This is a genomic window from Variovorax sp. Soil_C_39 (genome assembly GCF_057656815.1).
In genome coordinates, this window is sequence record NZ_JBDGJQ010000003.1 from 325,062 (window position 1) to 338,605 (window position 13,544).

The 13,544-nt window shown below is 68.7% G+C and carries 11 protein-coding genes; all 11 read left to right on the forward strand.

Features of this window, described 5'->3' with window-relative positions; genetic code table 11:
- The first annotated feature begins 144 nt into the window (after positions 1-144).
- The 11 genes from AC3A6J_RS09535 to AC3A6J_RS09585 all read left to right on the forward strand — a co-directional run bounded on the left by AC3A6J_RS09535 (position 145) and on the right by AC3A6J_RS09585 (position 13,532).
- Positions 145-2,337, forward strand: a complete 2,193-nt coding sequence (locus tag AC3A6J_RS09535) for a thiamine pyrophosphate-dependent enzyme (protein ID WP_487859686.1) — start codon at positions 145-147, stop codon at positions 2,335-2,337.
- A 7-nt stretch (positions 2,338-2,344) separates the two neighbouring features.
- Positions 2,345-3,853, forward strand: a complete 1,509-nt coding sequence (locus tag AC3A6J_RS09540) for an indolepyruvate oxidoreductase subunit beta family protein (protein WP_487859687.1) — start codon at positions 2,345-2,347, stop codon at positions 3,851-3,853.
- Positions 3,854-3,866: 13 nt separating this feature from the next.
- Positions 3,867-4,859, forward strand: a complete 993-nt coding sequence (locus tag AC3A6J_RS09545; RefSeq protein ID WP_487859688.1) for a PDR/VanB family oxidoreductase — start codon at positions 3,867-3,869, stop codon at positions 4,857-4,859.
- Positions 4,860-4,879: 20 nt separating this feature from the next.
- Positions 4,880-6,193, forward strand: a complete 1,314-nt coding sequence (locus AC3A6J_RS09550) for an aromatic ring-hydroxylating dioxygenase subunit alpha (RefSeq protein ID WP_487859689.1) — start codon at positions 4,880-4,882, stop codon at positions 6,191-6,193.
- Entirely contained in the window at positions 6,193-6,681 is a 489-nt protein-coding gene (locus AC3A6J_RS09555) for an aromatic-ring-hydroxylating dioxygenase subunit beta (RefSeq protein WP_487859690.1), read from the forward strand. Before AC3A6J_RS09550 ends, AC3A6J_RS09555 begins: the two co-directional genes overlap by 1 nt.
- A gap of 7 nt (positions 6,682-6,688) precedes the next feature.
- Positions 6,689-8,323, forward strand: a complete 1,635-nt coding sequence (locus tag AC3A6J_RS09560) for an AMP-binding protein (RefSeq protein WP_487859691.1) — start codon at positions 6,689-6,691, stop codon at positions 8,321-8,323.
- On the forward strand, positions 8,320-9,492 hold the full coding sequence (locus AC3A6J_RS09565; protein ID WP_487859692.1) for a thiolase family protein: 1,173 nt from the start codon (positions 8,320-8,322) through the stop codon (positions 9,490-9,492). Before AC3A6J_RS09560 ends, AC3A6J_RS09565 begins: the two co-directional genes overlap by 4 nt.
- Positions 9,489-10,742, forward strand: a complete 1,254-nt coding sequence (locus AC3A6J_RS09570) for an SDR family NAD(P)-dependent oxidoreductase (protein ID WP_487859693.1) — start codon at positions 9,489-9,491, stop codon at positions 10,740-10,742. Before AC3A6J_RS09565 ends, AC3A6J_RS09570 begins: the two co-directional genes overlap by 4 nt.
- 17 nt (positions 10,743-10,759) lie before the next feature.
- Positions 10,760-11,572 (forward strand): cyclase family protein, encoded by an 813-nt coding sequence (locus AC3A6J_RS09575; RefSeq protein ID WP_487859694.1) that lies wholly within the window; start codon positions 10,760-10,762, stop codon positions 11,570-11,572.
- The gene (locus tag AC3A6J_RS09580; protein ID WP_487859695.1) at positions 11,569-12,300 is read left to right on the forward strand and encodes an SDR family NAD(P)-dependent oxidoreductase; all 732 of its coding nucleotides are present in this window, start codon (positions 11,569-11,571) and stop codon (positions 12,298-12,300) included. Before AC3A6J_RS09575 ends, AC3A6J_RS09580 begins: the two co-directional genes overlap by 4 nt.
- Positions 12,301-12,362: 62 nt before the next feature.
- Positions 12,363-13,532 carry an ABC transporter substrate-binding protein gene (locus AC3A6J_RS09585; protein WP_487859696.1) on the forward strand — a complete coding sequence of 390 codons (1,170 nt, stop codon included), beginning with the start codon at positions 12,363-12,365 and terminating at the stop codon, positions 13,530-13,532.
- The last annotated feature ends 12 nt before the right edge of the window (positions 13,533-13,544 follow it).

The window sequence follows — 13,544 nt, forward strand, 5'->3', positions numbered from 1 at the left end:
CAGAGGGGTCGAACGAGCCTCGGGCACGCGGTTTGCATGTCTAGGGTAATTCATGATTGTGGATACGTTTATTTGTCAACATTATAGGAAGCACGGTGTGGCAGCGTTTGCGCATCGTCCCACGAGAGAGAACAAGGACACCCCATGGCTGAGCGTTCATTCGTCGAAGAAGTCAAGAAGCTGCGGCTTTCCGGTGGCGAAGTATTTCGCGGTGAAGGCATCCTGGCCGTCACCAAGGCCCTGCTCGAATCGGGAGTGTCCTACGTCGCGGGCTACCAGGGTGCGCCGATCTCGCACCTGATGGACGTACTGGCCGATGCGCAGGACATCCTTGCCGAGCAGGGCATCCGCTTCGAGAACAGCGCGAGCGAGGCCACGGCCGCGGCCACGCTGGCGGCCTCGGTCAACTACCCGCTGCGCGGTGCCGTCACCTTCAAGGCCACCGTGGGCACCAACGTGGCGTCCGATGCGCTGGCCAACCTCGCGTCGGGCGGCGTCACCGGCGGCGCGCTCATCATCGTCGGCGAGGACTACGGCGAGGGCTCGTCGATCATGCAGGAGCGCAGCCACGCCTTCGCGATGAAGTCGCAGATCTGGCTGCTCGATCCGCGGCCCAACCTGCCGAGCATCGTCGACGCGGTGAAGACCGGCTTCGATCTCTCCGAGGCGAGCAACACGCCCGTGATGCTGCAGCTGCGCATCCGTGCCTGCCACGTGCATGGGCATTTCATCGCGGGCGACAACAAGCGCGCCAAGTTCACGCTGAAAGACGCGCTCGAGAACCCGCAGCGCGACGTCGGCCGCATCGTGCTGCCGCCCGCGAGCTTCGTGCACGAGCAGGAGAAGGTGAAGGACCGCTGGCCCGCCGCCGTGCGCTTCATCGAGGAGCGCAAGCTCAACGAGTTCTTCTCGGAAGACGCCGACGACATCGGCATCATCGTGCAGGGCGGCAGCTACAACACGCTGCTGCGCGCGCTCGAGCGGCTCGGCCTGGCCGACGTCTACGGCAACACCGAGGTGCCGCTCTACGTGATGAACGTGGCCTACCCGGTCATCGAGAGCGAGGTGATCCGCTTCTGCGAAGGCAAGCGCGCGGTGATGGTCGTCGAGGAGGGCCAGCCCAACTTCGTCGAGCAGAACCTGGCGACCATCCTGCGCCAGGCCGGCTCGACCACCGTGCTGCACGGCAAGGACATGCTGCCGGTGGCCGGCGAGTACACCGCGTCCGAACTGCTCAAGGGTGCACGCACCTTCTGCGAGCGCTATGAGCGGCTCGCGCCGCTGCCCGTGCCCGCGCCGGTGCGCAAGGTGATTCCGCTCAAGGAAGTGGCGGCCATCGGCGTCGATGCGGCGCCCCAACCGGCCGAGCCGTCCATGGCGCTCGGCGAGGTCGTGCATGCGCGTCCGCCGGGCTTCTGCACCGGCTGCCCCGAGCGGCCGATCTTCAGTGCGATGAAGCTGGTCGAGCGCGAACTCGGCGCGCACCACGTGAGCGCGGACATCGGCTGCCACCTGTTCTCGATCCTGCCGCCGTTCAACATCGGCAACACCACCATGGGCTACGGCCTGGGCGGTGCCGGTGCGGCGGCATTGAATGCACCGGCGGGCAAGCGCGCGATCTCCATGATGGGCGACGGCGGCTTCTGGCACAACGGCCTCACGAGCGGCGTGGCCAACGCGGTCTTCAACAAGAGCGACAACCTCACGATCATCGTCGACAACAACTACACCTCGGCCACGGGCGGGCAGGACATCCTCTCGTCGAGCGCCGTCAACCGCACGCGCAGCACCGGCCACGAGATCGAGCGCGCCGTGCGCGGCGTGGGCGTGGAGTGGGTGAAGACGCTGCGCCGCACCTACGACGTGGCGGGCATGCGCGACGCGCTGAAAGAAGCGCTCACCACCACGAAGAAGGGCCCCAAGGTCCTGATCGCGCAGTCGGAGTGCATGCTCAACAAGCAGCGCCGCGAGAAGCCGCTGGTGCGCAAGGCCATTGCCGACGGCCAGCGCATGGTGCGCGAGAAGTTCGGCGTCGATTCCGACACCTGCACCGGCGACCATTCGTGCATCCGCCTGTCGGGCTGCCCGTCGCTGTCGATCAAGCCCAACCCCGATCCGCTGCGCACCGACCCGGTGGCCACCGTGCTCGACAGCTGCGTGGGCTGCGGCGTCTGCGGCGAGGTCTCGCATGCCGCCGTGCTGTGCCCCTCGTTCTACAAGGCGCAGATCGTGAGCAACCCCACGCGTTGGGACCGCCTGCGTGATCGCGTGCGTTCTGCCGTGATCGGCTGGCTGCAGCGCGGCGAGGCGCGCCGGCGCGACACCTATGCCTTCTGAAGCAGCCATGACGAACAAGGCGCAACCGATCAAGATCGCGATCCTCGCCATGGGCGGCGAGGGCGGCGGCGTGCTGGCCGACTGGATCGTCGACATGGGCGAGGCCAACGGCTATCACGCGCAAACCACCTCGGTGCCGGGCGTCGCCCAGCGCACGGGCGCCACCATCTACTACGTCGAGCTGTACCCGGTGGCGCAGGCCGAGGTCGATGGCGGGCGCCCTGTGCTCGCGCTGATGCCGCTGCCCGGCGACGTCGACGTGGTGCTGGCCTCCGAACTCATGGAGGCCGGCCGCGCGGTGCAGCGCGGGCTGGTCACGGGCGATCGCACCACGCTGATCGCCTCCACCCACCGCGTGTTCTCGATCGCCGAGAAGAGCGCGCTCGGCGATGGCCGCGTCGACAGCGACCAGCTGCTCGCGCATGCGGGCCGAGCGGCCAAGCGCTTCATCCGCTTCGACATGGCGCAGGCGGCCGAGGCCGCGGGCAGCGTGATCAGCGCCGTGCTCTTCGGCGCGCTCGCGGGATCTGGCGTGCTGCCGTTCAGCCGCGCCCAGTTCGAGGCCACCATCGAGCGCGGCGGCGTGGGCGTGAAGCCGAGCCTGAAGGCCTTCGGCGCAGCGTTCGCGCGTGCGCAGGACGGCGACGATGGCGAGCCCGTGCCGCAGGCGCCCATCGCCACGCCCGCGCCGCAACCGCGCCACCCCGCGGTGCGCGCGCTCGTCGAGCGCGTGCAGCGCAACTTTCCGCCCGATGCGCAAGACCTGCTGTTCGAAGGCGTGCGCCGCCTCATCGACTACCAGGATCCGGACTATGCGGGGCTCTACCTCGACCGCATGGCCGAAGTGGCGGCGCTGCCCGGCGCCGGCTCGTACCGGCTGCTGCGCGAGACCGCGCGGCACCTTGCGCTCTGGATGTCGTACGAAGACACCGCGCGCGTCGCCGCACTCAAGACCCGGGCCACCCGCTTCGAGCGCGTGCGCGGCGAGGCGCGCGTGCAGCCTGGCCAGGTGCTCGCCATCAACGAATACATGCATCCGCGGCTGCAGGAAATCTGCGAGACGCTGCCCGGCGGGCTCGGCCGCTGGCTCATGGGTTCGACGCTGCCGAAGAAGCTCGTCGAGCGCTTTACCCAGCATGGCCGCGTGATCCGCACCAGCTCGCTGCACGGCTACCTGATGCTGCGCACCGTGGCCGCGATGAAGCGCTGGCGCCGTTCCACGATGCGCTATGCCGAGGAGAACCGCCGCATCGAGGAATGGCTCGCGCGCATCGCCGGCATCGCCGCACGCAACCCCGAGTTGGCGGTCGAACTGGCCCAGTGCCAACGCCTCGTCAAGGGCTACAGCGACACGCACGAGCGCGGCATCCGCAACTACGACACCGTGATGCGCGCCGTGGAGCGCGCGGGCACGGCGCTTGCACCGGCCACGCTGCGCGAGTGGCGCGACGCGGCGCTGGCCGACGAACACGGCGACAAGCTGCAGGCCGCGCTGGCGCGGCATGCCATGGCCTGAAGAGACGACCACGATGACCGCACCCACCGCCACGCTCCAGCTTCGCGTCGCCGAAGCGCGCCAGCTCAATCCGTTGATCCGCCTGCTGCGCCTGCGCGCCGACGACGGCCGCGCTTTGCCCGGCTTCGCGGCCGGCGCGCACATCCGCGTGCAGGTCTCGCTCGCCGAGGGCCAGACCGACTGGCGTCACTACTCGCTCATCAATTTCGACACCGCGCGCAATGCCACGAATGCGCCGACCGACTACGTGATCGCCGTCCGCAAGGAGGCCGATGGCCGCGGCGGATCGCGCTTCATGCACGAGCGGCTCAACGAGGGCGACACGCTCGCCGTCGAGGCGCCGAAGAACGACTTCCCGCTGCACACCGGCCCCGGCGGCACGGTGCTCGTGGCGGGCGGCATCGGCGTGACGCCGCTCGCCAGCATGGCCGCGCGCCGCCGCGCCGAAGCCGCGCCGGTGCGCCTGCACTACGCCGGCCGCAGCCGCGAACTCATGGCCTTCCTGCCCGAACTGCAGGCGCTGCTCGGTGACGACCTGCGCGTGCATGCCGACGCCGAGGCCGGCGCGCCACTCGACATCGACGCATTGCTCGACAGCGTGCCTGCCGGCGACCGCCTCTATGTCTGCGGCCCCAAGGTCATGCTCGATGCCGTGCTCGCGCGGACCCAGGCGCGCGGCTGGGAACACGACCGCGTGCACTTCGAACTCTTCACCGAGCCGGTCGCCGAGGAAGGCGACCAGCCGTTCGAGGTCGAGCTCGCGCAGTCGGGCCAGCGCTTCACCGTGCCGGCCGACCAGAGCATCCTCGACTGCCTCATCGACCACGGCTGCGACCCGATGTTCGATTGCAAGCGCGGCGAATGCGGCGTGTGCGCGGTGCCCGTGATCGAAGGCGAGATCGACCACCGCGACTACGTGCTCACGGCCCGCGAGAAGGCCGAGGGCAACGTCATGCAGATCTGCATCTCGCGCGCCAAGGGTGCGCGCCTGGTGCTCGACATGTGAACGACAAGGAGCCGCCCCCGATGACCTCCTACCGCGACAACCCCGATGCGATCCGCGCGCTGGTCAAGCCCGACCGCGTGCACCGCGACCTGTACATCAGCCAGGAACTGTTCGAGCTCGAGCAGGAACACTTCTTCGCCAACACCTGGAACTACGTCGGCCACGAGAGCCAGCTGCCCAAGCCCGGCGACTGGATCAGCAACGAGATCGCGGGCCGCCCGCTGATCGTGGTGCGCCACTCCGACGGCACGGTGCGCGTGGTGATGAACCGCTGCGCCCACAAGGGCTCGCGGCTCGTGAGCGGCCCGTGCGGCAACACCGGCAAGTTCTTCCGTTGCCCGTACCACGCCTGGACCTTCAAGACCGACGGTTCGCCGCTCGCGATTCCGCTCAAGACCGGCTACGAGAACACGCAGCTGCACGAATGCGAATCGGGCAAGGGCCTCACGCCCGTGAAGCACGTGCGCAGCCACCGCGGCTTCATCTTCGTGAAGATCAACGATGCGGGGCCGGACTTCGAAGAATACTTCGGCGATTCGCTGAGCTCCATCGACAACATGGCCGACCGCTCGCCCGAAGGCGAGCTCGAAATCGCGGGCGGCTGCCTGCGCTTCATGCACCAGTGCAACTGGAAGATGTTCGTCGAGAACCTCAACGACACCATGCATCCGATGGTGGCGCACGAATCGTCGGCCGGCACGGCCAAGCGCATGTGGGCCGACAAGCCCGAGGACGAGCCCAAGCCCATGGCGGTGGAGCAGTTCGTGCCCTTCATGTCCGACTACAAGTTCTTCGAGGACATGGGCATTCGCACCTACGACCACGGCCACAGCTTCACGGGCGTGCACTTCAGCATCCACAGCAAGTACAAGGCCATTCCCGCCTACGACGACGCCATGAAGGCGCGCTACGGCGAAGAGAAGACCGCGCAGATCCTGGGCATGGCGCGGCACAACACGGTTTACTACCCGAACCTCACGATCAAGGGTGCGATCCAGGCGATCCGCGTGGTCAAGCCGATCTCGGCCGACAGGACGCTCGTGGAAAGCTGGACCTTCCGCCTCAAGGGCGCGCCGCCCGAGCTGCTGCAGCGCACCACCATGTACAACCGGCTCATCAACTCGCCGTTCTCGGTGGTCGGGCACGACGACCTGCAGGCCTACCGCGGCATGCAGGCCGGCCTGCATGCGAGCGGCAACGAATGGGTGAGCCTGCACCGCGACTACGACCCGGCCGAACTCGAGGGCGGCGAGATAACCACCGGCGGCACCAACGAGCTGCCGATGCGCAACCAGTACCGCAGCTGGCTCCAACGCATGACGGAGACGATGTGATGACGCCGACCGAAGTCACCCGCCAGGACCTGATCGACTTCGTGGTGAACGAAGTGCATCTGCTCGACACGCGCCGCTACGAGGAGTGGAACGCGCTCTTCACCGACGACGCCTTCTACTGGGTGCCGCTCGTGCCCGACCAGGAAGACGGCCTCAACCACACCTCGCACCTGTATGAGGACAAGCTGCTGCGCGAGCTGCGCATCGAGCGCCTCAAGAGCCCGCGTGCGTTCTCGCAGCAGCCGCCGAGCCGCTGCCACCACCTGCTGCAGGTGCCGGTGGTCGAAACCCTCGATGCCGAGGGCAACCGCTTCGTGGTCCGCACCGCATTCCACTACACCGAAGCGCAGGGCGACGAGCTGCAGTTTTACGTGGGCACCTTCTTTCACCACCTCACCGTGCACGACGGCGCGCTGCGCATGACGCTGAAGCGCGTGAACCTCCTCAACTGCGACGCGGCGCTGCCGGCCGTGCAGCTTTTCATCTAGGGACGCGATGCAACAACAGCGCACTGTCCACGAGGTCTTCACGGCCACCGCGCGGCGCACGCCCGAGGCCGAATTCCTGTTCACCGAATCGGTGACCGCGGCGGCCTACGGCATCGCGGCCGGCGCCATCCGCTGGGGCGATGCTGCGGCCGAGGTCGAGCGCCTGCGCACGGCCTATGCACAGGCGGGGTACGGCCACGGCCACCGCGTCGGCCTGCTGCTGGAGAACCGGCCCGCATTCCTCTTCCACTGGTTCGCGCTCAATGCGCTGGGCGTGAGCGTGGTGCCGATCAACGCCGACATGCGTTCGGCCGAACTTACCTACCTGATCGGCCACAGCGAGATTGCTCTCGCGGTCACGCTGCCCGAACGCGCGAACGACCTGCGCGCCGCGGCGGCACAGGCCGGCATGGCCTGCGAGACCATGGGCCCGGACGATGCCGTACCGCGCGCAAAGACGCCCGCCCCGCGCGCCGGCGAGCCCATCGGCGAGGCCACCGAATGCGGCCTGCTCTACACCTCGGGCACCACCGGTCGGCCCAAGGGCTGCATCCTCGGCAATGCCTACTTCCTGCGCGCGGGCCAGTGGTACGCGGCGCTCGACGGCGTGTGCAGCATCCGGCGCGATGCGGAGCGCGTCATCACGCCGCTGCCGCTCAACCACATGAACGCGATGGCCTTCTCCACCATGGTGGTGCTGGTCGCAGGCGGCTGCCTGGTGCAGCTCGACCGCTTCCATCCGAAGAGCTGGCTCGCGAGCGCACGCGAAAGCGGCGCGACCATCGCGCATTACCTCGGCGTGATGCCCGCGATGCTGCTGTCGGCGCCGCCCTCGGCGGCCGACCGCGAGCATGCGATCCGCTGGGGTTTCGGCGCCGGTGTCGACCGCAAGAACCACGCGCCGTTCGAGGAACGCTTCGGCTTTCCGCTGGTCGAGGCCTGGGCCATGACCGAGACCGGCGCGGCCGCCTGCATCATGGCCAACCGCGAGCCGCGGCGCGTGGGCACCAGCTGCTTCGGCCGGCAGGAAGACTTCGTCGAGATCCGCCTCGTGGGCGACGACGGCAGCGAGGTGGGCACCGATGCGCCGGGCGAGCTGCTCGTGCGCTCGGCCGGCGCCGACCCGAGGCGCTATTTCTTCTCGGGCTACCTGAAGGACGAGGACGCGACGAGCGAAGCTTGGGCCGATGGCTGGTTTCACACCGGCGACCTGGTGCGCCGCGACGCCGAAGGCAACTTCTTCTTCGTCGACCGCAAGAAGAACGTGATCCGCCGCAGCGGCGAGAACATCTCGGCCGTCGAGGTCGAAAGCGTGCTCAACCAGCATCCGGCCGTGAAGGCCTCGGCCGTGGCCGCCACGCCCGATACGGTGCGCGGCGACGAAGTGCTGGCCTGCATCGTGCTGCGCGAAGGCGCCGGCGATGCGGCGCAGCGCGCGCAGGTTGCGGCCAGCATCGTCGAGCACGCGCTCGCGCAGCTCGCCTACTACAAGGCCCCGGGCTACGTCGCATTCGTCGAGGCGCTGCCGCTCACGCCCTCGCAGAAGATCCAGCGCGGGCAGCTGCGAGAGATGGCGCAGTCGCTGCCGGGGCAGGGCCACTGCATCGACACCCGGCCGATGAAGAAGAGGCAACCGGCATGAAGCGCAACCGGCTCTCCTACGAAGGCGTCGCGGTCGCGGTGCCCGTCACCGTGCCCTACGTGCGCTATTCCACGCGCACCGCGCACTGGTTCGTCGGCCAGGCCGTCGAGGCCCTCGTCAAGGCCAGCGGCGTTGCCAAGGAAGAAATCGACGGCCTCTGCCTCAGCAGCTTCTCGCTCGCGCCCGACACGGCCGTGGGCGTCACGCAGCATCTGGGCATGTCGCCGCGCTGGCTCGACCATGTGCCCACGGGCGGCGCCTCGGGCGTGATGTGCCTGCGGCGTGCTGCGCGCGCCGTGCAGGCGGGCGATGCCGACATCGTCGCCTGCGTGGGTGCCGACACCAACCATGTCGACTCGTTCCGCCAGACGCTCGGCAGCTTCAGCAACTTTGCGCGCGACGCGAGCTATCCGTACGGCTCGGGCGGGCCGAACTCGATCTTCGCCTTCATCACCGCCAACTACATGCGCACCTATGGCGTGAAGCGCGAGGACTTCGGCCGCATCTGCGTCGACCAGCGCACCAACGCGCTCGGCAACCCGAACGCGATGTTCAAGAAGGCGCTGACGCTCGACGAGTACATGGCGGCACGGCCGATCTCCGACCCGATCCACCTGTTCGACTGCGTGATGCCCTGCGCGGGCGCCGACGCGTTCCTGGTGATGAGCGAGGAACGTGCGCGCGACCTCGGCCTGGCCCACGTGGTGATCCGCGGCGCCATCGAACGCCACAACGCCTATGCCGAAGACCCGGTGATGGTGCAGGGCGGCTGGCGCATGGACCGCGACGACCTCTACGCGCAGGCCGGCGTGCAGCCCGCCGCGCTCGACTTCGTGCAGACCTACGACGACTATCCGGTGATCGTCATGATGCAGTTCGAGGACCTGGGCTTCTGCGAGAAGGGCGAGGGCTCGGCCTTCGTGCAGGCCAACACCATGACCTTCGATGGCAGCTTTCCCAACAACACGAGCGGCGGGCAACTCTCGGCCGGGCAGGCGGGTGCGGCGGGCGGCTTCCTCGGCATGGTCGAGGCGATCCGGCAACTGACCGATCAAGCCGGAGCGCGCGCAGTGCCCGACGCGCAACTGGGCCTCGTCGCCGGCTTCGGTATGGTGACCTACGACCGCTGCCTCTGTACGGGCGCGGTCATCCTGGGGAGATCGGCATGACCATGCCCCTGATGCGCCCACCGCGCAAGAACCCGGTGCTGCGCACCCGGCAGATGAACCTGCCGCCCGGCGCACGCGGCCGCGTGGCGCTCGGCCTCACGGCGGCCGCCGCCGAAGGCCGCTTCGAGTTGCAGACCTGTGACGACTGCGGCACGGTGCAGTACCCGCCGCGCGAGGTCTGCCACAAGTGCCTGTCGGCTTCTCTGCGCTGGCGCGAACAGAGCGGCGAGGGCGAACTGCTCGGCAGCACCACGCTGCACCACAGCAACGACCTGTTCTTCCGCGAGCGGCTGCCGTGGCGGCTCGGGCTGGTGCACCTCGATGCCGGGCCGACGCTCATGGTCCACCTGCACGGCGAGGTCGGCGAGGCGCCGCAGAAGGTGCGTGTCGGCGCCCGGCTCGACCGCGCCGGCCAGGCCGTCCTCATTGCTTTTCCGAACGAAGGGAGTCCCCATATGGCCGACGACAAGATGCTGCGCGAAATGACCAGCGACCCAAAATTCCGCAAGGCGCTGGTGACCGACGGCAAGACCGAAGTGGGCCAGGCGCTGGTGCGCGCACTGGTGAAGGCCGGCGCCGACATCGTCTGGGTCGGTCATGCCGAGCCCTGGAAGAAGCTCGGCGATGGGCTGGACGACATCTCGGCCCTGCCGCAGGTCACGCTGGTGCCCTTGGACCTGACGAATGGACGCCAGGTGACCGAGGTCGCGGGTGCCATCGGCGGCAAGGTCGACATCGTGATCAACAACGCCGAGCTGCACCGCACCTTCGGCATCGGCACGCGCCGCGGCACCGACGTGGCCAGGGCCGAGATGGACATCAACTACTTCGGCCTGCTGCGCCTCGCGCAGGAGTTCGGCCCGGCGCTCAAGGGACGCTCGGCCGACGGCGCGACCGGCGCGACCGCCTGGGTCAACCTGCTGTCGATCTACGCGCTCAGCAACTTCCCGCCGCACGGCACCTTCAGCGCCTCGAAGGCCGCCGCGCATTCGCTCGCGCAGTGCCTGCGCGCCGAGATGCGCCCGGCCGGCATCCGCGTGATCAACGTGTTTCCCGGGCCGATCGACGACGAATGGAACCAGCACATGCCGCCGCCCAAGCTCGCGCCCGCCACGCTCGCCAATGCCATCGTCAAGGCGCTGCGCGACGGGGTGGAAGACGTGTACCCCGGCGACGTGGCGCAGGAGTGGCTGGAACGCTGGCGGGACAACCCGAAGGTGCTGGAACGCGAACTCGCGGCCGGCGGTTGAGAACAGGAGCCACACGAATGACCACGACCACCGAACTGATCTCCGCCGCCGAAGTCCTCGGCGGCCTCGTGACCGCCATGGCCAGCGGCCGCATCCGCGTGATCGACCTCACGCAGACGCTCACGCCCGAGTTCCCGCAGATCGCGCTGCCGCCCGAGATGGGCCAGTGCTGGCCGTTCCGCATCGAGGAAGTGTCCAAGTACGACGAGCGCGGCCCGGCCTGGTACTGGAACAACTTCTCGTGCGGCGAGCACACCGGCACGCACTTCGATGCGCCGATCCACTGGATCTCGGGGCGCGACCTGCCGAACAACTCGGTCGACACCATCCCGGTGCAGAACTTCGTGGCACCGGCCTGCGTGATCGACTGCTCGGCCGACGTGCAGGCCAACGACGACTACCTGCTGAGCGTGGCCGACATCGAGCGCTACGAAGCCGCGCACGGCCGCATCCCGAAGGGCGCCTGGGTGCTGATGCGCACCGACTGGTCCAAGCGCAGCGATCCAGCGGCCTACCAGAACTTCGACGAGACCGGCCAGCACACGCCCGGCCCGAGTACGGAGGCGGTGCGCTTCCTGGTGGAGCAGCGCGACGTGCTGGGCTTCGGCTCGGAAGCCATCGGCACCGATGCGGGGCAGGGCTACCACCTGCGCCCGCCGTACCCGTGCCATTACTACATGCATGGCGCGGGGCGCTACGGCCTGCAGTGCCTTGCCAACCTCGACCTGCTGCCGCCGGCCGGCGCGGTGCTGATCTGCCCGCCGCTGAAGATCGAGAAGGGCAGCGGCAGCCCGCTGCGCGTGCTCGCGCTGGTGGGAGCGCAGGCATGACGGCACCGGGCAAGGTCGCAGCCGTCACCGGCGGCAGCGCCGGCATCGGGCGCGCGATCTGCGAAGACCTGCTGGCGCAGGGCTACGAGGTGGTGTCGCTCGCGCGCCGCAAGGCCGACATCGCGCACCCGAATCTCCGCAGCATCGAGGTCGATCTGAGCGACCGCGCGGCCACCGGCGAGGCGGTGCGCGAGCTGGTTGCGCGTTTCTCGCCGACCACCCTGGTGCACAACGCCGGCGTGATCCGCGCGGCTTTGCTGTCCGAAGTGAAGCTCGACGACCTCGATGCGCTGGTCGACCTGCACCTGGGCGCGGCGATCCAGCTCGTGCAGGGCGCGCTGCCCGCGATGCGCGCACAGAAGTTCGGCCGCATCGTGCTGCTCTCTTCGCGCGCGGCGCTCGGCCTGGCCACGCGCACCAGCTACTCCGCCACCAAGGCCGGCATGCTGGGCATGGCGCGCACCTGGGCGCTCGAGCTGGCGGCCGACGGCATCACGGTGAACGTGGTCGCGCCCGGCCCCATCCGCACCGACATGTTCTACGACGTGGTCGAGGCCGGCAGCGAGAAGGAGCGCGCGCTCGCGGCCTCGGTGCCGGTCAAGCGCCTCGGCGAATCGGCCGACGTGGCACGCGCCGTGCGTTTCTTTGCCGACGCCGACAACAGTTTCGTCACGGGCCAGGTGCTCTACGTCTGCGGCGGCACCAGCGTCGGCAGCCTGGCGCTCTGAACCCGTCGCTCATTCATTCATTCCAAGCCTTCATTCACCACCATCCCACCGGGAGCATTGCCATGACAGTTCCGAACCGATTCCGAGCCCTCGCGGGCATCGCCGTGGGCCTCGGCGCCCTCGTCACCGCCGCGGGCGCATGGGCGGCCGATCTCAAGGTCGGTTTCATCACCTCGCTGTCGGGGCCGGTGTCGTCGCTCGGCATTCCCTACGAGAAGGGCATGAAGGCGGCCCTGGCCTACAAGTCGGAAGTGGGCGGCCGCAAGGTCCAGCTGGTGCAGCTCGACGATGCGTCCGATCCGTCGACCGCCGCGCGCAATGCGCGCAAGATGATCGACGAGGACAAGGTCGACGTGATCATCGGCACCGCCGGCTCGCCCGGTGCGCTGGCCATTGCCGGCGTGGCGCGCGAGACGAAGACGCCGCTCATCTCCATTGCCAATGCCAACCTGCCGGGCGAGGAGGGCGCGTGGATGGTCACGCTGCCGCAGCCCGCGCCGTTGATGGTGAGCGCGGTGATTGAGCGCATGAAGAAGTCGGGCGTCAAGACGGTCGGCTACATCGGCTTTTCCGACGCCTGGGGCGACCTGGTGTACGACGCGCTGCAGAAGAGCGCAGCCCCGGCGGGCATCAAGGTGGTCTCGAACGAGCGCTATGCGCGCGCCGATTCGTCGGTCACGGGCCAGGTGCTCAAGATCGTGGCGCTGCGCCCCGACGCGGTGATTACCGGCACTTCGGGCACGCCCGGCGCGCTGCCGTACCTTGCGCTCGCCGACCGCGGCTACAAGGGCCAGATCTACGGCATGCACGCACTCATCAACCCTGATTTCGTGCGCGTCGGCGGCAACGCGGTCGAAGGCCTGCTGGCGCCCACCGGCCCGGTGATCGTGGCCGAGCAGCTGCCCGAGTCCAACCCGATCCGCAAGGTGTCGCTCGACTTTCGCGCGGCCTACCAGAAGGCCAACGGCGCGCCGCCGACCGATGCCTTCTCGGCCTACACCTTCGATGCCTGGCTGCTGTACCTCGATGCGGCCGAGCGCGCCCTCGCCACCAAGGCCGAGCCCGGCACGCCGCAGTTCCGCCTGGCGCTGCGTGATGCCATCGTGAGCACCAAGGAGCTCGTGGGCACGCACGCGGTCTACAACTTCAAGCCCACCGATCGCTATGGCGCCGACGAGCGCTCGCGCGTCGTCGTGAGGCTCGAGAAGGGGCAGTGGAAGCTCGTTCCCTGATGGAAGCCAAGA

Coding starts and splice junctions, on each gene's coding strand:
- AC3A6J_RS09535 (WP_487859686.1), top strand. CDS start 145: ATGGCTGAGCGTTCATTCGTCGAAGAAGTCAAGAAGCTGCGGCTTTCC.
- AC3A6J_RS09540 (WP_487859687.1), top strand. CDS start 2,345: ATGACGAACAAGGCGCAACCGATCAAGATCGCGATCCTCGCCATGGGC.
- AC3A6J_RS09545 (WP_487859688.1), top strand. CDS start 3,867: ATGACCGCACCCACCGCCACGCTCCAGCTTCGCGTCGCCGAAGCGCGC.
- AC3A6J_RS09550 (WP_487859689.1), top strand. CDS start 4,880: ATGACCTCCTACCGCGACAACCCCGATGCGATCCGCGCGCTGGTCAAG.
- AC3A6J_RS09555 (WP_487859690.1), top strand. CDS start 6,193: ATGACGCCGACCGAAGTCACCCGCCAGGACCTGATCGACTTCGTGGTG.
- AC3A6J_RS09560 (WP_487859691.1), top strand. CDS start 6,689: ATGCAACAACAGCGCACTGTCCACGAGGTCTTCACGGCCACCGCGCGG.
- AC3A6J_RS09565 (WP_487859692.1), top strand. CDS start 8,320: ATGAAGCGCAACCGGCTCTCCTACGAAGGCGTCGCGGTCGCGGTGCCC.
- AC3A6J_RS09570 (WP_487859693.1), top strand. CDS start 9,489: ATGACCATGCCCCTGATGCGCCCACCGCGCAAGAACCCGGTGCTGCGC.
- AC3A6J_RS09575 (WP_487859694.1), top strand. CDS start 10,760: ATGACCACGACCACCGAACTGATCTCCGCCGCCGAAGTCCTCGGCGGC.
- AC3A6J_RS09580 (WP_487859695.1), top strand. CDS start 11,569: ATGACGGCACCGGGCAAGGTCGCAGCCGTCACCGGCGGCAGCGCCGGC.
- AC3A6J_RS09585 (WP_487859696.1), top strand. CDS start 12,363: ATGACAGTTCCGAACCGATTCCGAGCCCTCGCGGGCATCGCCGTGGGC.